General features: G+C 72.4%; 13 protein-coding genes. 7 read left to right on the top strand and 6 right to left on the bottom strand.

The features are described from left to right. Positions 1–96: 96 nt before the first annotated feature. Together ACZZY9_RS00430 and ACZZY9_RS00425 are read right to left on the bottom strand one after the other, a co-directional pair. On the bottom strand, positions 97–2,688 hold the full coding sequence (locus ACZZY9_RS00430) for a glutamate--cysteine ligase (RefSeq protein ID WP_463462570.1): 2,592 nt from the start codon (positions 2,686–2,688) through the stop codon (positions 97–99). A gap of 109 nt (positions 2,689–2,797) precedes the next feature. Beyond that, complete coding sequence (locus tag ACZZY9_RS00425) at positions 2,798–3,418, bottom strand: TetR/AcrR family transcriptional regulator (protein ID WP_320477281.1); 621 nt, start codon at positions 3,416–3,418, stop codon at positions 2,798–2,800. A 75-nt stretch (positions 3,419–3,493) separates the two neighbouring features. Here ACZZY9_RS00425 and ACZZY9_RS00420 point away from each other — a divergent pair, with 75 nt between their 5' ends. Both ACZZY9_RS00420 and ACZZY9_RS00415 read left to right on the top strand, forming a co-directional pair. Further along, on the top strand, positions 3,494–5,011 hold the full coding sequence (locus ACZZY9_RS00420) for an MFS transporter (protein WP_463462569.1): 1,518 nt from the start codon (positions 3,494–3,496) through the stop codon (positions 5,009–5,011). A 117-nt stretch (positions 5,012–5,128) separates the two neighbouring features. Beyond that, entirely contained in the window at positions 5,129–8,539 is a 3,411-nt protein-coding gene (locus ACZZY9_RS00415) for a DEAD/DEAH box helicase (protein WP_463462568.1), read from the top strand. 67 nt (positions 8,540–8,606) lie between these two features. Here ACZZY9_RS00415 and ACZZY9_RS00410 read toward each other — a convergent pair whose 3' ends face one another. Continuing rightward, complete coding sequence (locus ACZZY9_RS00410) at positions 8,607–8,909, bottom strand: putative quinol monooxygenase (RefSeq protein WP_192060508.1); 303 nt, start codon at positions 8,907–8,909, stop codon at positions 8,607–8,609. Positions 8,910–9,119: 210 nt separating this feature from the next. On the opposite strand from ACZZY9_RS00410, the gene ACZZY9_RS00405 reads away from it, so the two are divergent. Further along, entirely contained in the window at positions 9,120–10,562 is a 1,443-nt protein-coding gene (locus ACZZY9_RS00405; protein WP_463462567.1) for an APC family permease, read from the top strand. A 324-nt stretch (positions 10,563–10,886) separates the two neighbouring features. On the opposite strand, the gene ACZZY9_RS00400 is transcribed toward ACZZY9_RS00405, so the two are convergent. Continuing rightward, entirely contained in the window at positions 10,887–12,098 is a 1,212-nt protein-coding gene (locus tag ACZZY9_RS00400; protein ID WP_463462566.1) for an SDR family oxidoreductase, read from the bottom strand. Positions 12,099–12,206: 108 nt separating this feature from the next. Here ACZZY9_RS00400 and ACZZY9_RS00395 point away from each other — a divergent pair, with 108 nt between their 5' ends. The 4 genes from ACZZY9_RS00395 to ACZZY9_RS00380 all read left to right on the top strand — a co-directional run bounded on the left by ACZZY9_RS00395 (position 12,207) and on the right by ACZZY9_RS00380 (position 16,881). Next, the gene (locus ACZZY9_RS00395) at positions 12,207–12,824 is read left to right on the top strand and encodes a hypothetical protein (protein ID WP_463462565.1); all 618 of its coding nucleotides are present in this window, start codon (positions 12,207–12,209) and stop codon (positions 12,822–12,824) included. 124 nt (positions 12,825–12,948) lie between these two features. Then, a complete protein-coding gene (locus ACZZY9_RS00390; RefSeq protein ID WP_463462564.1) occupies positions 12,949–14,463 on the top strand; it encodes a threonine/serine exporter family protein in 1,515 nt (504 codons plus the stop codon). A gap of 102 nt (positions 14,464–14,565) precedes the next feature. Continuing rightward, the gene (locus ACZZY9_RS00385; RefSeq protein ID WP_192060513.1) at positions 14,566–16,392 is read left to right on the top strand and encodes a DEAD/DEAH box helicase; all 1,827 of its coding nucleotides are present in this window, start codon (positions 14,566–14,568) and stop codon (positions 16,390–16,392) included. Between the two features lie 66 nt (positions 16,393–16,458). After that, on the top strand, positions 16,459–16,881 hold the full coding sequence (locus ACZZY9_RS00380) for a hypothetical protein (RefSeq protein WP_463462563.1): 423 nt from the start codon (positions 16,459–16,461) through the stop codon (positions 16,879–16,881). A 493-nt stretch (positions 16,882–17,374) separates the two neighbouring features. On the opposite strand, the gene ACZZY9_RS00375 is transcribed toward ACZZY9_RS00380, so the two are convergent. Then, positions 17,375–18,397, bottom strand: coding sequence for an SseB family protein (locus ACZZY9_RS00375; protein WP_463462562.1), 1,023 nt, complete (start codon positions 18,395–18,397; stop codon positions 17,375–17,377). A gap of 107 nt (positions 18,398–18,504) precedes the next feature. Next, a complete protein-coding gene (locus ACZZY9_RS00370; protein WP_463462561.1) occupies positions 18,505–21,999 on the bottom strand; it encodes a TM0106 family RecB-like putative nuclease in 3,495 nt (1,164 codons plus the stop codon). Between the last annotated feature and the right edge of the window lie 19 nt (positions 22,000–22,018).

Raw genomic sequence — 22,018 nt, 5'->3', positions numbered from 1 at the left:
GGTGAGGCACGACACCCCGCGGGGTGTCCGCGCCCAGTCTGTCAGGTCGGCGGCGACGGACGGGCCCCGTCACGACCGCGCGTCGACGGGATCCCCCTAGCGCGCCTCCTCGGGTCCGACGATCCAGGTGTCCTTCAGCTCGCCGCCCTGCTCGGCGGTCACCACCATGCTGCCCTCCGGGGCGACCCGGGTGAGGGCCAGGTCGGCGAGCGCGCTCTCGCCCTCGCCGAGCCCGGTGAGGTGCACGAAGCAGCGCAGGTCGACGTGCCGCGGCTGCAGCCCCGTGGCGGTGAGGGTGGGGTGCGACGACAGCTGGACGACCTCCTGGGCGACCCAGTGCGCGGGGTCGGCGGCGATGGCGACCCGGCGCTCGCCGACGGCCGCGGCCGAGGCGGACGGCCCGATGAGCACCCCGTGCCCTCCTCGGCCGTCGACGGGCTTGGTGACGAGCTCGCCGACCCGTTCGAGCACCGAGACCCGCTCGGCCGGGTCACCGGGCCGGTAGGTCGGCACCGATTCGAGCAGGGGCTTCTCGCCGAGGTAGTAGGCGATGAGGTCGGGCACGGCGCAGTACATCGACTTGTCGTCGGCGAGACCGGTGCCGGGGGTGTTCGCGAGCACGACTCCCCCGCCGACGGCCGCGTCGATCAGGTGCTCGCCGAGCCGATCGTCGTCGGGCGACGCCGCGTCGATCAGCTCGCCGTCGAGGCGCACGTACAGGGCGTCGATCAGCGTGCCGGTCGCCCGCTCGACGACGAGCCCGTCGCGCACGATCAGGTCGCCCGGTCGCACGAGCAGCAGCCCGGCGCCGTCGGCCAGCACCCGGTGCTCGTACCAGCCCGAGCTGCCCGGTCCGTCGCTGAGCAGCGCCGCGATGCGCTCGCGGTCGCCGTGGCCGTCGCCATCCCGGTCGCCTGCGAGGTCGCCGTCGACGGGCCGAGGAGGCGCGGCGTGCGCCAGCAGCGTCCGTCGCAGCATCGAGAACACGGTCGTCGGGTCGAGCAGCCCGGCCGGTCGAGGGGCGTCGGGCACGACCGCGTCGAGCATCGCGCGGACGGCGAGCGAGAAGGCGGCGCCGCCCGGCGAGCGCACGGTGTCTTCCAGCACCCGCCACGAGCCGAACTCGGTGCGGACGAGGTCGAACCCCTGGAGGGGCGCGCGGACGACGTGGGCCGGCAGCCGGGTCGCCTCGTCGCGCCAGCCCGAGGCGCCGACCACCTGGTGCTCGGCGAGGACGCCGTCGGCCACCACCCGGCGGTCGCCGTAGGCGTCGCGGAGGAACGCCTCGATGGCCCGGGCGCGCTGGGTGAGCCCCGCCTCGAGTCGCGCCCACTCGTGCCGACCGACGACGCGGGGCACGAGGTCGCCGCGGAACTCGCGTTCGTGACCGTCGACGACGGGGCCGACCCGCGCCTCCTCGGCCCAGCGGTCCCGGTGGGCGACCCGCTCGCGGAGGCCCTCCGCGCCGAGGTCGACGAAGAAGGCGGCGATGTCGGCGTAGGCGGCGCGGGGCTGCAGTCCGGGCCCGATCGCCTCGTCACCGGCCCGGAGCCGGTAGCCGGTCAGGGTCGGCACGGCGGCGCGGCGCCCGGCGGCGGGGCCCCGGGTCTCGTCGAGCACCTGCGCCACGACGTCGTCGAGCTCGCCCCGTTCGGCGAAGGCGGCGCGTTGCCGGTCGGCGCTGTTGCCGCGGGCGAGGGTGGCCTCGGCGAGGTCGCGCACGTCGTCGTAGTCGCCGAGCTCCTCCAGCTGGGGCCGGAGGTGCGCGACGAGCGCGCGGACGGCGGCGCGGGCCGGCAGGCGCGACGGGTGCGCGTCGAGGTCGAGCAGCTCGCCGGAGAGCCCCGCCCGCGCCGCCTGCCACATCGCCGCACGGTGCAGCGGCTGGGCGCGGAGCTCGTAGGGCCGCTCGGCGAGCACGTCGAGCTCTGCGTGCCGGACGGCAGCCCGGTACAGCCCGGCGATCAGCACGGCGTCGTCGACGAGCGGGCAGGCGTCGCAGGTGCGCAGCTCGAGGGTCGGCGCATGCGAGGACGGCCGCACGTCGAAGTAGGCCATCTTCGCGTCGGCGATGACGCCCGAGGCGATGAGGTCGTCGAGCAGGCGGTCGTACTCGGCGGCGTCGCGCATCGGGCCGGTGGCGCCGGCGCTCGGCCAGCGCTGCCAGATGATCGACCGGATGCTCGCGTAGCCGGTGTCCTGTCCGTTCCAGAACGGCGAGCTCGCCGACAGCGCCAGGAGGGCGGGCAGCACGGGGGCCACGCGACCGGCGATCCGCACGGCGACGTCGCGGTCGGCGACCCCCACGTGGATCTGCAGCCCGCAGATCAGCTGCTCGTCGACGAGCAGCCGGTACTGCTCGTGCATGCGCCCGTAGCGCCCGGTGGGGGTCAGCTCGAAGTCGGCGAACTCCGACCGGGGCGCCGTGCCGACGGCGGCGACGGCGAGGCCCTCGGCGCCGGTGACCTCGGCGACCTCGCGGCGCAGCTCGACGATCTCGCGACGGAGGTCGCTCAGCGTCCGCACCACGGGCACGTTCGTCTCGATGGTCGAGCGCTGCAGCTCGGCGCCGAACCGGTCGGCGGGCCGGCGACTGAGCAGGTGCGGCGCCCTCGTCGACAACCGCCCCGTGGCGACGTCGATCAGATGGAGCTCTTCTTCGGCCCCAAGCGTCAACTCCGCAGTCATGGCCCGACCCTAGGGCTCAGGGACGCCGCACGGGCGGGTTACCTGAGGAATTCACAAGAAGTCGAGGAGGCGCGGTGCCGAGGAGGCGCGGCGCAGGCGAGCCCGCGGATCAGGCGTCGGCGGGCTGCCGCACCCCGGCGGCGGGGAGCAGCACACCGTCGATCAGCGAGATCAGGAAGTCGCGGTCGACGGGCCTGCGGAGCACGAGCACCCGGTACGAGACCATCGACGGCGTGACGAGCGCGAGCGACTCGATGTCGGTGCCGGGGTCGATCTCGCCGCGCTCGAGGGCGCGGCGCATGAGCAGCCGATTGGCCTGGGCCCGCGGCTGCACGATGGCGCTGTCGACGGCGTCGGCCAGCTCGGGCGTGGTCGAGAGCATGGTGACGACCCCGGCCATCACCCGCATCTTCTTCTCGGCCTCGTCGATGCTCTGCGGCTTGATCATCGCGACGAGGTCGCCGCGGAGGGTGCCGGTGTCGGGCAGGTCGTCGAGATCGACCGCGCCCTGCTTCAGGCAGGCGACCGCGTCGACGACGAGCTCGCCCTTCGACGCCCACCGGCGGTAGAGCGTCGCCTTGCCGGCCTTGGCGCGGGCGGCGACCATCTCGATGGTCATGCCCTCGAAGCCCGTCTCGGCCAGCACGTCGATGGTGCAGCGGAGGATCTCGGGGTCGCGGCTGTGATCGCGCTTCCGCCCCGGGCGGCCGGGCGTCGGTGCATCGGTCATGCCGGTGACTCTACCTCGCGGACTTGCGAGACCGGGCATATCCGAAACCGGCGAGACTCGTATATGCTCGCGCCCATGTCTCGGACCTCCCCGCTCTCTGGCGACGCGACCCGCGCCTCCTCGTCCCGCCGCTGGTGGACCCTCACCACCGTCGCCCTCGCCCAGCTGATGGTCGTGCTCGACTCGACCGTCGTCAACATCGCGCTGCCGGCCGCCCAGGCCGACCTCGGCTTCTCGGACGGCGACCGGCAGTGGATCATCACCGCCTACTCGCTCGCCTTCGGCAGCCTGCTGCTGCTCGGCGGCCGCATCTCCGACCTGATCGGCCGCAAGCGCACCTTCATCGTCGGCCTGATCGGCTTCGCGCTCGCCTCGGCCCTCGGAGGCGCCGCCGACAGCTTCGGGCTGCTCGTCTTCGCTCGAGCGCTGCAGGGCGCGTTCGGCGCACTCCTCGCCCCGACCGCGCTCGCCGTGCTGACCACGACCTTCACGGTGCCGAAGGAGCGCGCCCGCGCGTTCGGCGTCTTCGGCGCGATCGCCGGCGCCGGCGGGGCGATCGGCCTGCTGCTCGGCGGGTTCCTGACCGAGTACGCCTCCTGGCGCTGGAACCTCTACATCAACGTCGTCATCGCCGTCGTGGCCATCGCCGGCGCCGCGGTCTTCGTCTCGCACGTCACCCGCACGGGCCCGCGCCCGAAGCTCGACGTGCCCGGCACAGTGCTCGTCTCGGCCGCCCTGTTCTCGCTCGTCTACGGCTTCTCGAACGCCGAGAACGAGGGCTGGGGCTCACCTATGACCTGGGGGTTCCTCGTCGCGGCCGTCGTGCTGCTGACCGCCTTCGTGCTCTGGCAGCGCCGCGCCGAGCACCCGCTGCTGCCGATGTCGATCGTGCTCGACCGCAACCGGGGCGCCGCCTACAGCTCGGTCACCATCGCGGGCGCCGGCATGTTCGGCATCTTCCTGTTCGTCACGTACTACCTGCAGACCTCGCTCGGCTACACGCCGACGCAGACGGGTCTCGCGTTCCTGCCGATGATCGGCATGCTCGTGCTCGCCGCGCAGCTGTCGACCAACATCTTCGTGCCGCGCTTCGGTCCGAAGATCATGGTGCCGTTCGGCATGACCCTCGGCGTGATCGGCATGCTGCTGCTCACGAGGCTCGATCTCGACAGCGGGTACGCCGGCGACGTGCTGCCCGCGCTGATGGTGCTCGGCTTCGGCATGGGGTCGATCATGCCGGCGTCGATCCAGACCGCGACCCTCGGCGTCGACCGCGAGCACGCCGGAGTCGCCTCGGCCATGGTCAACACCAGCCAGCAGGTCGGCGGGTCGATCGGCACCGCGCTGCTCAACACCCTCGCGGCCACGGCCACGGCGAACTACCTGATCGACAGCACGTCGACGACGGGGGCGGTCGCCGCCGAGGCCGCCGTCGCGGGCTACGCGACCGCGTACTGGTGGGGAGCGGGGTTCTTCGCGGTCGGCGCCGTCATCGCCGCGCTGCTCTTCCGCCGACGCGCGCCCCAGGTGCCGGACGAGGAGGCGCGGGCCGGGATCTCGACGGAGACCGGGCCGGTCGCCGTCTCCGCCTGATCGACTCGGCCTGACCGTCTCGGTCTCGCCGGCGGCGCAGGACCCCTCGGGGCGGGCTCTCCACAGGGCCCGCCCTCGACGCTCTCGGCGTCGGCGGCTGCTGACATCATGGTCGGCATGGACGAGAGAGACGGCATGGACGACGACGGGGCGGCGGTCGACTTCTCCCCTCTCACGCCGTTGATCGACGCAGTCGACATCATCCGGCTCGTCGGGCCGATGGCGTTCAACCGGGCGAAGGAGTATGCGGCGATCGGGGCCGTGACCGAGACGGCGTGGCACCCCGCCGACGAACGCATCACGGGCACCGTGCAGGGCACCGAGGCCACCCCGTACATCAGCGAGATCGTCGTACGGGCCGGCCGGGGCGACTACAGCCGCCCGCTGCGCAGCACCTGCAGCTGCCCCATCGGCGGCGACTGCAAGCACATCGCGGCCGTGCTGCTGCAGAGCAACACCGCGGCCCTGCTGCAGCGACGCGGGGCGTCGAGCGGCGGACTGCGGTCGGGTGCGCTGCCGTCCGGTGCGCTGCCGTCCGGCGCCCTGGCGGGGTCCGCCCCGGCGTCGAGCGCCGGGTCGCCGACGGGTGCGGTCGACCCGGGCGACTGGCGATCGGTCGTGGGGTCCCTCGGGCGGTCGACCCGCGCCTCCTCGGCTCGGACGACCGGCATGGGGCTGCTGTTCGAGGTGCGCGACCGGGCTCCCGCCCCACGGCCGGGCGGCCGACGCCCGCCGGGCGGCACGGGTCGATCGATGCCGCCGCGCCTCGGCGTGCGACCGGTCACGCTCAGTGCGACCGGCAACTGGGTGAGAGGGTCCCTGACCTGGACGTCACTGCCCTATCAGCTCAACCGTCTCGCCGTCGACCCCGATCAGCACGCCTGGTTCGGTCAGTTCGCGGCCCTGCACCGGTCGGTCGTCGCGACCTACGTGCCCGGCGACGCCGACTGGCTGCACCTCGACGACTTCGCCAGTCCGCTGCTCTGGCCGCTGCTCGCCGAGGCCTCGCGACTGGGGGTGGCGTTCGTCACCGGCAAGCGCGCGACCGACGTGACGATAGGCGGGCAGGCGCAGGTGACCGTCGACGCGACCCGCGCCGCCGACGGGGCCGTGCTGCTCACCGCGGGTGTCTCGATCGACGGCTCGACCGGGCGCGCGCCGGTCACGGGGGTCGTCGGCGACCACGGGGTGTGGACGGCCGAGACGTCGCAGGCGCTGTCGGTGGTGCTGGCTCCGACGACCACGCCGCTCGGCGCCGACGAGCGTCGGCTGCTGACCCTCACCCCCGAGGTCCTCGTGCCGGCCGCCGAGACCGCCGAGTTCCTCGCCGACTTCTACCCCGCGCTCCGCCGCAGCGTCGACGTGGTCAGCTCCGACTCGTCCGTCGAGCTGCCCGAGATCGCACCGCCGAGCCTCCTGCTCACGGTCGGCTTCGAGAGGTCGCACACGCTGCGGCTCTCGTGGGGCTGGTCGATCGACGGCCGACGGCTGCCCCTCGACGCCCATGGACCGGTGCCGTCCCTCGACGAGCTCGCCGCGCCTCCTCGAGACGCCGTGCTCACCGGGGTCGCGGCCGCCGAGTTCGCCGCCGAGGTGCTGCCGGCGCTCGAAGCCCGAGCCGACGTCGTCGTCGACCTCGTCGGCACGCGACCCGACTACCGCGAGCTCACCGACGAACCGCATCTGACCGTCACGACGATCGAGACCGACAAGCGCGACTGGTTCGACCTCGGGGTGCTGGTCACCGTCGAGGGGCGCACGCTGCCCCTCGTGCCGCTCCTCACTGCGCTCGCCAAGCGGCAGCGCAAGATGCTGCTGGTCGACGGCTCGTACCTCTCGCTCGGCTCGCCCGTCTTCGACGAGCTGAAGCGCCTGCTCGACGAGGCGGCCTCGCTCGACGAGTGGGAGACCGGGCCTCGCATCAACCGGTACCAGGCGGGTCTCTGGGCCGAGATCGACGACCTCGCCGACGAGACGGTGCAGGCCGACCGGTGGCGCTCGGCCGTGGGCGGGCTCCTGGCGCTCGCCCAGCGGGGCGATGGCGGTGGGGGTAACGACGGCGACGGGTCGGGGCTCGTCACGACTCCCCCGGCGGTGCCCGCATCGATCGACGCGACCCTGCGCCCGTACCAGCGCGAGGGTTTCGAGTGGCTGGCGTTCCTCTACGAGCACGGGCTCGGCGGGGTGCTGGCCGACGACATGGGTCTCGGCAAGACCCTGCAGACCCTCACCCTGATGGCGCACGTGCGCGAGGCGGAGGACCCTGCCGAGCGGCGGCCGTTCCTCGTCGTGGCGCCGACCTCGGTCGTGGCGAACTGGGTGCTCGAAGCGGCCCGGTTCGCCCCGGGTCTCGTCGTGCACGGGGTGACCGAGACGGAGCGGAAGAGCCGGGGCGCGCTCGCGACCGCCCTCGACGGAGGCACGGGGCCGGTGCCCGACGTCGTCGTCACCTCGTACGCGCTGTTCCGACTCGACGCCGCGGCCTACCAGGCGCACGCCTGGGCGGCGCTCGTGCTCGACGAGGCGCAGTTCGTCAAGAACCGGGCGTCGCAGGCGCACCGTGTCGCCGTCGAGCTCGACGCCCGGGTCGCGATCGCCATCACGGGCACTCCGCTCGAGAACAGCCTGATGGATCTCTGGTCGCTGTTCCGCATCGTCGCCCCGGGTCTGCTCTCGACGGCGAGCGCGTTCACCGAGAGCTACGTCAAGCCGATCGAGGCCGGCGGGCGACCCGAGCACCTCGACCGGCTGCGTCGGCGGATCCGCCCGCTCCTCCTCCGCCGCACGAAGGAGCTCGTCGCGGCCGACCTGCCGGCGAAGCAGGAGCAGGTGCTCCGCGTCGATCTGGCGCCCGCGCATCGCGAGCTCTACGACACCTTCTTGCAGCGCGAGCGCCTGAAGCTGCTCGACCTCATCGACGACCTCGACCGCAACCGCTTCATCGTCTTCCGATCGTTGACGCTGCTGCGCATGCTCTCACTCGACGCGGCGCTGCTCGACGAGGCCTACGCCGACATCCCCTCGGCGAAGCTCGACCAGCTGATCGACGAGCTCGACGACGTCGTGGCGGGCGGCCACCGTGCACTCGTGTTCAGTCAGTTCACGTCGTTCCTCGGGAGGGTCGCCGCGCGGCTCGACGAGCGGGGCATCGCCCACGAGTACCTCGACGGGTCGACCCGGCGACGGGCCGAGGTGATCCGGCGCTTCAAGACGGGCGACGCCCCCGCATTCCTGATCAGCCTCAAGGCCGGCGGGTTCGGGCTGACCCTGACGGAGGCCGACTACGTGTTCATGCTCGACCCGTGGTGGAATCCCGCGGCCGAGTCCCAGGCCGTCGACCGGACGCACCGCATCGGCCAGACGAAGAACGTCATGGTCTACCGGATGATCGCGAACGGCACCATCGAAGAGAAGGTCCTGGCGCTGCAGAAGAAGAAGGCGCAGCTCTTCGACGCCGTCATGGACGACGACGCGGTCTTCAGCTCGGCGCTCACCGCCGACGACATCCGCGGTCTGCTCGACGTCTGAGCCGGCGCCGGGTCTGCGCGCCCGGCACCGGCCCTGAGCCTCGGCGTCGGTTCGGAGTGCGGAGGCGTTACGCGTCGAGCGGGATCGTCGTCGAGAACGAGCGCGTCGTCGGCGGCTCGACGAGCACCTCGGGCAGGCGGTTCGCGCCCTCGGGCGTCGCGCGCCACGCGACGTACGCCTCGTGATCGGCGGCCGTCGCCCAGGTCTCGACGACGATGGCGCGCGTCGGGTCGTCGTCGTCCACGACGACCACGAGGTCCTGGCAGCCCGGCCAGGCACGGGTGGCGACGAGCGTCTCCCGGACGATGTCGCGGGCGAGGTCGAGCTTGTCGGCGTCGAAGTGCACTTCGAGATGGACGGTCGTGGTCATGCGGTTCCTCCTGCGGTCGGAGGGTCGACGCTACGCGCGTCTCCCCCGTCTGCCCGCACCGCGCCTCCTCGGCAGCACCGCGCCTCCGTGCTCGCCCCTCCCCGGTCTCCTCGCACCGCGCCTCCTCGGCTCCGGGGGTCGACAAGCGGCGCGGAGCGGGGGCAGGATGTCGTGGACATCCGTGCTCCACCGACGCACCCGGAGGTCGCCATGACCACGTCGAGCAACACGAAGCCGCCGACCACCGACACCGGTGAGACGCCCACCGAGCTGAAACGGGCGATCGGCCCCAAGCTGCTGCTGCTGTTCATCGTGGGCGACATCCTCGGCACGGGCGTGTACGCGCTCACCGGGCAGGTCGCCGCCGAGGTGGGAGGCGCGGCCTGGCTGCCGTTCCTGATCGCGTTCGCCGTCGCCCTGGTGACCGCGTTCTCGTACCTCGAGCTCGTGACGAAGTACCCGCAGACGGCCGGGGCCGCCCTCTACGTGCACAAGGCGTTCGGCATCCACTTCGTCACGTTCATCGTGTGCTTCGTCGTGATGTGCTCGGGCATCACGAGCGCCTCCACCGCCGCACGCGCGTTCGCGGCCAACCTCGCGGCGGGCATCGGCGTCGAGCTGTCGAACGGCGTCGTCATGGCGATCGCGATGGGGTTCATGCTGCTGGTGATGGCGATCAACTTCCGCGGCGTGAGCGAGAGCGTCAAGGCGAACGTCGTTCTGACGCTCGTCGAGCTCTCCGGCCTGCTGATGGTGATCATGATCGGCTTCTGGTTCATCGCCGGGGGTGACGCCGACTGGGGGCGGGTCGTGCTGTTCGAGACGCCGGGCGACAAGTCGCTGCTGCTGAGCATCAGCACGGCGACGTCGCTCGCGTTCTTCGCCATGGTCGGCTTCGAGGACAGCGTCAACATGGCCGAGGAGACCAAGGACCCGAGCCGGATCTTCCCGAGGGTCATGCTCACCGGGCTCGGCATCGCCGCCGTCATCTACGTGCTGGTCGCCATCTGCGCCGTCGCGGTCGTGCCGATCGGCGAGCTCGCCGACAACGAGACGCCGCTCGTGACCGTGGTCAACACGGCCGCCCCCGACTTCCCCATCGGTCAGCTGCTGCCCTTCATCTCGATGTTCGCCGTCGCCAACAGCGCCCTGATCAACATGATGATGGCCAGCCGCCTGCTCTACGGCATGAGCCGCCAGGGCGTGCTGCCCGGGTTCCTGTCGAAGGTGCACGCGAAGCGCCAGACCCCCTGGGCCGCGATCGTCTTCACGACGGCGCTCGCGCTCGGGCTGATCGGCTACGTGTCGCTGTCGCCCGAGTCGCCCATCGTGGCGGTGCTCGGCGGAACGACGTCGCTGCTGCTGCTCGCCGTCTTCGCCGTCGTCAACGTGACGGTGCTCGTGCTGCGCCGCGACCGCGTCACGCAGAAGCACTTCCGGGCGGGCACCGTGCTGCCGGTGATCGGCGTCGTCGCGTGCCTGTGGCTCGTGCTGCCGATGTCGTCGGGGCGCGGGGCCGAGCAGTACGAGATCGCCGGAGGGCTGCTCGCGATCGGGATCGTGCTCTGGGCCGTGACCTTCTTGTCGCGGCGCGGCAAGCCGGTGCCGAGCGAGGCGATCGCCGAGGCCGATCGCGCCGAGCCGCCCGCGTAGCCGCCCGCGCGCATCCGTGTGACCCGAAGGGGGTCTCAGCATGCCGCTAGGGCACCCTTCGGGTCACCTCGATGGCCACGGACGAGGCGGGCGGGTCGGCTAGCCACACGCGTACCCGACCTTCGGCGGGTTCCCCTCATCGGGGGCGGGTCAGCGCTGACCCGCCGTGGAGGACGGGAACCCGCCGAACCCGCCGTGGAACCGCAGGAGGCGCGGGTCGAGAACGTGGGACGCTCGCCGCGCGCCCAGCGCCCACCGCCCGTCGAAGTGACCCGACGGGCGCCGTGACAGGCCGCTACCGCACCATCCGGGTCACCTCGACGGTCACGGGATGAGGCGAGCCGCCCGGTACCGCTCGAACAGGTCGACGAACGCCTGCTCGGTGCGGCGGTAGCGCGAGAAGCCGGCGTCGCGCGCCTTGCCCATGTCGGCGACGACCTCGAGGTCGCGGCCGAGGTCCGCGTCGGTGTGCCACCACGAGGCGACGCGCGCCAGCTCGGGTTCGACGAGGTCGTGCTCGGCGACGAGCTCGCGCCAGTCCTGCTCGAGCCCGGCCATCTGCTCCTCCAGCGGTCGCGGCGTGCCCTCGAACCCCTCGACGAGGGCGGGGTCGATGCCGAGGTGCGCGGCGAGGCGGGGCCACATCCAGCGCCAGCGGAAGACGTCGCCGTTCACGATGTTGAACGCCTCGTCGCCGCCTGCGGGGTCGGTCGCGGCCCAGATCATCTGCTCGGCGAGCACGCCGGCGTCGGTCATGTCGACGAGCGAGTTCCACTGCGTCTCGCTGCCCGGGAACGCGAACGGCAGGCCGAGGCGCTTCGTCAGCGCCGCCTGCACGGCGATGGTCAGCCCCATGTTCATGGCGTTGCCGACGGCGAACCCGATCACGGTGTGCGAGCGGTGCACCGACCAGGTGAAGCCCTGACGCTCGGCGGCGGCGAACAGCTCGTCCTCCTGCGCGTAGTAGAAGTTCGGGTAGTCGAGGCGCGGCTCGTCCTCGTGGAACGGCGTGTCGGGCATGACGCCCTTGCCGTACGCCTCGAACGGGCCGAGGTAGTGCTTCAGACCCGTCACGAGCGAGACGTGCCGCACGGGGGCGTGCTCGAGGGCGGCGAGCAGATCGCGGACCATGCCGCCGTTCACCTCGATGTTCTCGGCCTCGGTGTCGCGCTTCTGCCAGGCCGCGAAGAACACGTGCGTGGGCTCCACGTCGGCCAGAGCGGTCGCGAGGCTCTCGGCGCTCAGCAGATCGGCGGCGATGCCGGTGACCCCCGGAGCCGAGGAGGCGCGGCGCGACAGGGCGAGCACGTCCCATCCGTCGCGGGTCAGCTGCTCGACGAGCGCGGTGCCCGTGATGCCGCTCGCGCCCACCACGAGTGCGGTGCCGGGGCGGGTGCCCGGTGCGGTGGCGTCGTGCCGGGGCTCGACGGACTCGAGGGCGATGCTCTCGGGGGCGCCCGTCTCGGGGTCGCGGATGTCACTCGTCGCGGGGTCGGTCTGCGGGCGGTCGGTCTGCGGGGTGCGGTCGTCGCTCATCCGGGAGAGAAGCCGAGCGCGCCTCCTTCTATTCCCGGGTGTCTCCTCGTCCGTTCGCCCGGCGGACGACCGCGACCGCTCCCAGTGCCCACCGCGTACGGTCGAGCGATGGATCAGATCAGCGGCGACGACTCGACCGGCCGGCCCCCCTCCACCCCCGAGCAGGAGGCCGCCGCCCTCGCTCTCGCGATCGTGTCGCAGGCCTCGGCCATCACGCAGGGCGACGAGGAGGCGCTGGACGCGAGCGAGGACAACCTCCGCGAGGTCGTCACCGGTCTCTCGGACGCTCCGCTCACCCCGCGCCAGGAGGACGTCGTCGCGACCCTCGGCGCCGCCGGCGGCAGTCTCGCCGCCGGGCTGTCGGAGGCGCTCGCGCACACGAAGGGCGTCGACACCGGCGTCGTGCTCGGGTCGGCCGCCGAGGCGGTGCTCGCGCAGACGCAGCCCGAGGTGGACGACGCGCCCGATGCGGCGAGCGCATCCGACGCTGAGACGGCATCCGACGACGGAGCCGGCGCCGGCGACGAGACCGCACCGGGCGCCCGTGACCGGACCCCCGGCTCCGACGCGCTCGCGGACCACGACAACGCCGCGTTCGACGACGCCTTCGACGACCTGGTCGCCGGCACGAGTCGAGACGACGCCGGGCAGACGGGCCAGGACGCCCGGCGAGGCGACCGGCACGCCGACGGCCGCCGTCCTGACGACGACCACCGCGCCTCCTAGACTCGACGCAGCCCGCCGGGACAGGCCCCGTCGCGACCGCGTCAGCCGTGTCGAGCGGGGCCCGACCCGTGGGTCCTCTCCCGTGACCCCGCACCACCCCGACGTGACCGATCGGAGCTCGACCGTGAGCGATCCCCAGCGACCCGGCCGACGCGATCGCCCTGCCCGCCCGCCCCGTCCGCCGGCGAAGCCCGCCCGCGTCAGGGCCCGCAATGTCAACCCGCAGGAGATGCGCGACGTCCGCGCCCGCCTCCGCGGCACGATCTACGAGGGCACGACGCCCGAGCACGGCATCGGCGGCGACCTCTACTCGCCGCGTCAGATCGTCGACTTCTGCCTCGACCTCGGCGACGTGATGCTGGCGTCGGGGGCCGACGTCCGCAGCACCGAGGTCGCGATCGTCGCGGTCAGCACGAAGTGGAACCTCGCCCCGCTCGAGCTCGACATCACCGGCACGGCGATCACCATCCAGTACGCGCCCGTCGAGGGCCCGCCGCTGATCAAGACCCGGGTCGTCTACGCCGAGGGCTCGAACCTGCACCGGCTGTCGCTCGTCTACCAGATCGTCGACGACCTGCTGCACGACGACCGCGACATGACCACGGCGGTGGCCGGTCTCGTCGACGTGCTGCGCTCTCCCCCGCGCTGGCCGTCGTGGATCACCGATCTGGCGATGGGCATGCTCGGCGTCTCGGTCACGCTGCAGGCCGGCGGCACCTGGCAGGCCGCCGTCGGGGCGTTCGTCCTGATGATCGGGGTGATGGCGACCGGGCGGGGGCTCGCGGCCCGCGGCATCCCCCAGTTCTTCGTCGTCGGTCTGCAGGCGGGCGCCACGGCGGCCCTCGGCACGGTGGGGATCTCGCTCGATCTCCTGTCGGCCGGAGGCGCGGCGGCGATGGTCGCGGCGGTGGTCGTCCTGACGCTCCCGCACCCGACCATCGTCACCTGGGCGCAGGACGCCATCTCGGGGTTCCGGGCGATGGCCCTCGGCCGGGCCCTGGTGATCGGCCTGATCGTGGCGGGCATCGTCTGCGGCATCCCCGCCGGCATCGCCGTGACCGCCGGATTCGTCGACTTCGAGGTCGATCCGACGAACATCACGCTGCAGGCGCTGCCCCTCTGGCTGTCGCTGTGCTCCAGCTTCGCGGCGGCGTCGGCGAACGCGGTGGCTCAGGGGTCGAGCGCGCGGATGATCCCGATCACGATCGGCGTCGCGCTCGTCGGCAACCTCTCGCTCTTCACGCTGCGGCTGCTCGGCGTGCCCCTGATGGGTGCGACGTTCCTCGCGGCGATCCTGCTCGGCGCGCTGTCGACGGTCGCCGCGGCGCGACTCCGCACGGCTGCGACGGTCATCGCGGTGCCGGCGTTCTGCGGGTCCCTGCTGCCGTCGCTGGCGGTCGCGTCGGCGCTGCTCAACTTCATGTCGGGCACGGAGGGGGCCGAGGTCGACTTCGTCTTCTCGATGCTGACGACCCTCGCGATCGGCGCCGGACTCGTGCTCGGCAACCTGCTCGCCACCCCCGGCGCGCGTCGCTGGCTGCGCCGCCGCAAGAAGGTCTACGTGCAGTCGCTGCACAGCGACACGACGCCGATCAACATCGTCGTCGCGCACGACGCCGAGGCCCCCCGGGCCGATTGAGCAGGAGGCGCGGGTGGGCCGCGAAGGAGGCGCGGGTCGTCCGATCGGGGCTCCTCGCCATGTCAGCACGGCACGGGCCCCGAGACCGGCTACCGTTGCACTATGAGTGACACCACCGAACAAGCCCCGAGCGACGCCACGGAGCAAGCCGAAACACCCTCGACGTTCGCCGACCTGGGCTTGAGCGATCAGGTCCTCAAGGCCATCAAGGACATAGGGTACGAGACCCCCTCGGCCATCCAGTCCGCCACGATCCCCACCCTCCTCGCCGGTCGCGACGTCGTCGGCCTCGCGCAGACGGGCACCGGTAAGACGGCCGCCTTCGCGCTGCCGATCCTGTCGCGCCTCGATGTGAGCGCGAAGAAGCCGCAGGCGCTCGTCCTGTCCCCCACCCGCGAGCTCGCCCTCCAGGTCTGCGAGGCGTTCGAGCAGTTCGCCTCCGGCATGCGCGGCGTCCACGTGCTGCCCGTCTACGGCGGTCAGGCCTACGGCGTCCAGCTGAGCGCTCTGCGCCGCGGCGTCCACGTGGTCGTCGGCACGCCCGGTCGCATCATGGACCACCTCGCGAAGGGCACCCTCGACCTCTCCGAGCTCAAGTACCTCGTGCTCGACGAGGCCGACGAGATGCTCAAGATGGGCTTCGCCGAAGACGTCGAGACGATCCTCGCCGACACCCCCGACGACAAGCAGGTCGCGCTCTTCTCGGCCACCATGCCGCCGCAGATCCGTCGCATCTCGAAGCAGTACCTGAACGACGCCGAAGAGATCACCGTCAAGGCGAAGACCACGACGTCGGTCAACACGACGCAGCGCTACCTGATGGTGTCGTACCCGCAGAAGGTCGACGCCCTGACGCGCATCCTCGAGGTCGAGAACTTCGAGGGCATGATCATCTTCGTCCGCACCAAGAGCGAGACCGAGACCCTCGCCGAGAAGCTCCGTGCGCGCGGCTACTCGGCGGCGGCGATCAGCGGTGATGTGGCCCAGGCCCAGCGCGAGCGCACGGTCAACCAGCTGAAGAGCGGCAAGCTCGACATCCTGGTCGCGACCGACGTCGCGGCCCGTGGTCTCGACGTCGACCGCATCAGCCACGTCGTCAACTACGACATCCCGATCGACACCGAGTCGTACGTGCACCGCATCGGCCGCACCGGCCGTGCCGGTCGCAGCGGCGCGGCGATCAGCTTCGTCACCCCGCGTGAGCGCCGCCTGCTGGGCGCAATCGAGAAGGCGACGCGTCAGCCCCTCACGCAGATGCAGCTGCCGTCGGTCGACGACGTCAACAGCACGCGCCTCACGCGCTTCGACGACGCGATCACCGAGGCGCTGTCGCAGGAGGCCCGCATCTCGGCGTTCCGCGACATCATCGCGCACTACGTCGAGCACCACGACGTGCCCGAGGCCGATGTGGCCGCGGCCCTCGCGGTCGTGGCGCAGGGCGAGACGCCGCTGCTGCTCGACCCGAAAGACGAGCGTCCGCAGCGCGACGAGCGTCCGCTGCGCGAGCGCGACGACCGGGCTCCGCGTGCCGGCCAGGGCGACGACCGAGGCGAGCGTCGCGACCGCGGCCCGCGCACATCGAAGCCGATGACCTCGTACCGCATCGAGGTCGGTCGTCGTCACCGTGTCGAGCCGCGTCAGATCGTCGGTGCGCTCGCCAACGAGGGCGGTCTCAGCCGAGACGACTTCGGCGCGATCGCGATCCGCCCCGACTTCTCGATCGTCGAGCTGGCCTCCGACGTCAGCAGCGACATGCTCGACCGACTCAGCGACACCCGCATCAGCGGCAAGCTGATCGAGATCAAGCAGGATCGCCGTGGCGGCGGCGCCGCCGGCGGCGGTGCTCGTCGTGACGACCGCGGTGACCGCGGCGACCGCTCCTCCGGCTCGTACGGCGGAGATCGCCCGCCCCGCAAGCCCCGCTACTAGCCACACCCTCCGAGGGCGGGCCCGCTCGGGTCCGCCCTCGGCATCTCCCCCGTCGAGGAGCCCCGCATGAACCCCGCCACCGGCACCGACGCCCTCTTCGGCGTCGTGCAGACCGCGTTGACCATCGGCTGCCTCATCCCGCTGTTGCTGGGGCTCGTGGCGTTGGTGCTGTTCATGCGGACGCGACGCGCGAAGTCGACGGCGTCGGACGGCGGCGGCGGCGACGGCGACGGCGACGGCGAAACCGTGGCTGCACGGCAGCGGGCGCACGATCTGGCCCGGGTGGCGCTGCTCGGTTCGGCCTTCGGGACGGCGCTGCTTCTCGTCGGGCAGCTCGTGGTCGGGCTCGGCACGTCGGTCGGGTTGGTGAACGCGTTCGCCGGGCCACTGGTGACCCTGAACATCGCGGCGCTGACCCTGACGGTGGTGTCCGCCGTGGCGTTCGCCGCGTCCCCCGCGCCCCCTGCGCCCCCTGCGCCGGGACGCTAGCGCCCACCCTCGCGGGCCCACCTCCGGCGCACATCCAACGGTGGGCAGAAAACGCCCCTCGCTCACCGCCCAAGGGCAACAACCGCCCACCCTCGGGCGCGCCGCCTCCGACGGTGGGCAGAAAACGCCCCTCGCCCACCGCCCAAGGGCACCAACCGCCCACCTCAGCGCGCCCGGCTCCGACGGTGGGCAGAAAACGCCCCGCACCCACCACCCAAGGGCAATATGCGCCCACCCTCGCGCGCCCGGCTCGGACGGTGGGCAGAAAACGCCCTTCGCTCACCGCCGAAGGGCACCAATCGCCCACCCTCGCGCGCTCAACCCCCGACGGTGGGCAGAAAACGCCGCTCGCTCACCTCCGAAGGGCAATAAGCGCCCACCCTCGCGCGCCCGGCTCCGACGGTGGGCAGGAAACGCCCCTCCCTCACCGCCGAAGGGCACCTACCGCCCACCCTCCCGGGCCGGGCTCGACTCCGGGCGTCCGGCGCCGCGGTCAGCCGACGAGTGCGCGCAGCTCGTCGGCCGTGATCGTCAGCATCGACCCGGCGGGGTTCACGACGATGCCCGCATGCCCCTGGTCGAGGGCGACGCGTGCCACGGCGTCGAACCGGGTCGCGTTCGCATCGGCGCTCGGGGCCCAGGCGCCCACCTCGGCAGGCGACGTCAGCAGCACCGAGAACGTCTGACCTTCGTGCGACGTGACCGTCGCGACCCCCATCGACGTGATCTCGCCGCTCTCGTCGCGGTGAGCGACCGACGCGATGTACAGCGCCGGAGCCGCCCGGACGAGTTCGAGCATGGCCGGCCAGGCGATCCGCTTCTCGGCCATGGCCTGCTTGACGGCCCTGTTCTCGGCCGGGTCAGCGGTGAGCCCCCGCACGAGCTCGTCGGTGTAGCCGATCCACTGCGTCTCGGGCGATCCGGGGTCGAGCACGAGTCCGTCGTACTTCGACACGGCCATCGCGACGACGTCGGGTGCCGCCTCGACGAGCGACACGGGGTCGCTGGTCTTGCGGTAGAAGCCGAGCCTGTCGCCGCTGGTGAAGGCGAGGAGCACCTTCTTGCCGGCGTTGTCGACCTGGTGGGCGATCGAGATCGTGTCGCCCTTCTGCGGTCCGACCTTCGGATCGGCGATCGTCGACGATCCGATGTCGAGCAGCAGGTCGCCCGCCGCGAGCTCCTTGACGACGGAGTACATCGTCTGGACGTTCTTGGCCTTGCTCCAACCGGTCAGCGCCTCCTGCAGCGCGGCGTGCACGACGGGCGCGGCAGCACGCAGCGGGGGCACCGAGGTGCCGGCCGAGGCACCCGTCGGGACGGCCGACGGGTCCGCCCCGGTCGAGTTGGTCGGCGCAGCGCGTGTGATCCTCACGACGGGCGGCGCCTGCGCCGGGGCCACCTGCGGTGCGGAGTCGTCTGCGGTGTCGACCCTCACCCCGTCGGCGGGTTCGGACGTGGTCCGATCGGTGGTGGTGTCGTCGGCGGGTGTGTTTTTCTTGCGCGAGAAGAGCCCCATACGTCGAGCCTAGGGCGAAGCCGAGGAGGCGCGGCGCAGCACCCGGACGTCAGGACGCACTGCACAGCTCAGGAGGGACGGCGCCGGTGGCCTCGGATCGCGCCGGCTCAAGCCGGTGACGATTCGAGGCCAGGAGCTGCCGTCTCGGCCTCGGGCTCAGTCGCCGACGCCGACGCAGTCGCAGTCGCAGGCGCAGGCGCAGGCGCGACGAGGTCGATGAATCGCGACAGCAGCCCCAACCCCGCGATCGAGGTGGGCATCGACGCGGCCAGGGCCGGCGAGTGCACGAGGTACGCCGCCCACTGCGCGCGCGAGATGCCGACGTTCAGCCGGTTCGGCATGAGCAGGAAGTCGAGTCCGCGCGGGATCTCGGCCGCCGACGACGCCGCCAGTGACAGGATCGCGATGACGGCCTCGCGACCTTGGAAGAGGTCGACCGTGCCGACGGTGGTCTCGGCCAGCCCGGCCCGGTCGAGAGCGTCGCGGATCAGCGCTCCCTGCGCGTTGTACGGGGCGACGACGATGACGTCGGCAGCCGTCAGCGCCCGTGTCGAGTCGCCGTCCGTCCAGGTGCGCCCCACCATGTCGGTGGCGATCGCGACGACGCGCTCGGCCTCTTCGGCGGACGAGGTCGTGTTGCCCTGATGGGCGACCGGCTCGACGTGCAGACCGGGCGCGATGCCCTCCAGCAGTCGCTCGGGCGCCCTCGACTCGAGGGCACCGTCGTACGACAGCCGTGAGACCGGGGCCGTGAGCGCCGGGTGCATGCGGTAGGTGCGCGACAGGAAGTATCCGAGCTCGGCCGGGAGCACGTCGTGTCCGTCGGCGAGCCAGCCGAGCGCGGACTGGTCGACGGGTTCGGGGTGCGAGCCCTGGCTGACCTGCGGCAGCTGCTGCGGGTCGCCGAGCAGCAGCAGGCGCTGGGCCGCCAGCGATGACGCGATCGTGGGGGCCAGCGAGAACTGCCCGGCCTCGTCGACGACGAGGAGGTCGAGCGAGCCGCGCGCGATGTGATCGGCGTTGGCGAAGGTCCAGCCGGTGCCGCCGACGACGCCCCCGGTCTCACCCGGCCCGGACAGGAACGCGGCGAGACCCGCGCCGTTCGCGACCGGAGTCCACGCCGAGGCCTCGAGGGCCTCCGGGCTGGTGCCCTTCTTCGGCACCTTGACGACCCTCTCGGGGTCGACTCCCTTGCCGACGACGGCCGCCAGGAAGTTCTCGACCACGGCGTGCGACTGCCCCACGACGCCGACCCGCCAGCCGTGCTCGCGGACGAGGCGGGCGACGACGGTCGAGCCGACGTAGGTCTTGCCGGTGCCCGGAGGGCCCTGCACGGCCAGATACGACCGGTCGAGATCGAGCAGGGTCCCCATCACGGCCCCGACCGTGTCGTCGCCCACGACGGGTCGGACGCCGCCGCGGGGCGGCACCCGGCGCAGCAGGTCGAGCGCGGCGTCGGGCACGAACCCGGGCAGGTCGTCGAGCACCCGGCGCCCCCACTCCGAGATGGCCTCCGGTTGCGGGGCCGCCCGAGGAGGTGCGGCCGGGGTCAGCGCCACAGGGAACGACCCGTGGGGCTCGGCACCCGTGGGGACGGTCTCGGTGACGAGCAGCACGACGTCGTCGGCGCCCGGGTCGGCGTCGACGACCGTCGCCCGGGCGGCCCAGCCTCGGGAGCCCGGGCCCGCGCGATTCACCGAGGGAGGCAGAGGCGTGTCGTAGACGGCCATGGGCGTGGAGCCCAGAGGCGATCGGCTGCCCGGGGCGAGCGACCCGACGAGGCGGAGGTCTCTCGAGAGGGTCCGCTTGCGCGGCGGCTTCCCCCAGTCGCGGACGACCTCGGCGTGCTCGACGACGAACACGTCGCGGGTGTCGGCCCATTCGTCGAGCGGTTCGCGCAGACGATCGAAGTGCTCTTGCCAGAAGGTCTTGGCCTCGCGTCGGTGGTAGTCGATGGCGGCGGCCGCGAGGGCGAGGGCGGTCTGATCGGGCGTGCGGTCGAGGGGATCGACGTCGGCCAGCTGCGCCGTGAGCTCGACGAAGACGGGGTCGGGCTCGGCCCGGACGCGCTCGTCGTCGACGAGCGCCACGGTGTCGTCGCTGGCGGTGTCGGCGGGGAGCATCGTCAGCAGCCAGTCGCGCAGACGGAGGGTCGATCGGCAGTCGTACTCGTTGTAGTCGGCGACCTGGTCGAGACGCGTCTGACCGGTGGGGTCGCCGGCACGGAGGGCGGCCGCCGCCTCGACGTACGCGCCGATGCTGTCGACGGCCGAGACCACCCCGTCGCCGTCGCGGTGCTCGGCGCCCATGTAGAGGGGCTCGAGCTTCTTGATCGAGTAGCTGCGCGACCCCACGAGCAGCGCCTTCCGGACGATCGGGTACAGGTCGATCAGCACCCCCGCCCGCAGCAGATCGTCGACGTCGTCTTCGCCGACGCCGTGCCGGGCGGCGAGCGAGAGCAGGTGGCTGCGCTCGTACGACGCGTAGTGGTAGACGTGCATGCCCGGGTGGGTCGCCCGCCGGTCGCGGACGAAGTCGAGGAAGTCGATCAGGGCACGGCGCTCTTGTCGGAGGTCGTGCGCCCAGAACGCCGTGAAGCGCGACTGGTCGTCGACCAGCCCGAAGAGGTAGTCGAGCCCCCACACCGACGAGTCGCCCTCGGTGTAGAGCGGGTCGCCCTCGAAGTCGAAGAAGATGTCACCGGGGTCGGGTGCGGGGATGGCCGCCAGCGCACCAGGGTCGACCAGGCGGACCTCGGGGAGGGGCGCCCCGGCGCTGTCGATCTGGAGCCGGGCCTGAGCGCGGAGGCGCGCGAGGGCGGCACCGCCCACACCTGCCACGGGCCCGGTGCTCGCAGCCAGGTCGTCGATGCTCGCGATGCCCGCCGCGAGCAGCGACGAACGCTGACCGAGACTCAGCCCGGCCACGAGCACGAGGTCGCGGTGCTCGTCGACCTGCACCGCGCACTGACCGCAGCGGCCGCAGGCGACGACCCCGGGGGCGCCCCAGGCCAGCGGGGCCTCGGCGTGCAGCCGCCGGTCGACGACCGACCTCAGCCGGTCGCGCTGCGCGCGGTAGACCGGGGCGATGTCGGCGAGAGCGTGACTGGAGGTCGTGCCGTCGCCGAGCACGAGATGCACCTGCGGCCCGACGGGCAGACCGAGCGCGGCGATCTGCTCGGCGTAGGCGGCCAACTGCAGGAGGGCGGGGATCTTGGCGTGTCGGGCGAGCTTGGTGTCGTAGACCTCGTACGCGCCGTCGTCCGTGCGGAGCAGGAAGTCGGAGAACCCGATGAACGAGCCGTCGAAGAACGTCGCCTGATAGAGCACCGGCACGCCGTCGCGCATGGCCTGCTCGGCGGCCGTTGCGGCGGCCGGGTACCCCGCGCGCTCGGGTCGCTCGAACTCGACGACCCGGTGCGTCTCGCGCAGCCGCTCGAGGAACCGGATCTCGTGGTCGTCGCCCAGTCGGGCCGTGCGGTCGAGCATGGCGTCGGCCACCTCGGGCACCGCCGGGATGCGCCCGAGCCTGGCGTCGAGGCGTCGGAGGAACGCCCACTCGCACGCGGCCCACGTGCTGAGGTCGGACGGGCTCGTGACCACGGTGTCGTCGTCGAGGTAG

This window comes from Frigoribacterium sp. AC394 (genome assembly GCF_979258095.1).
This window is presented reverse-complemented; position numbering and strand designations above follow the sequence as displayed.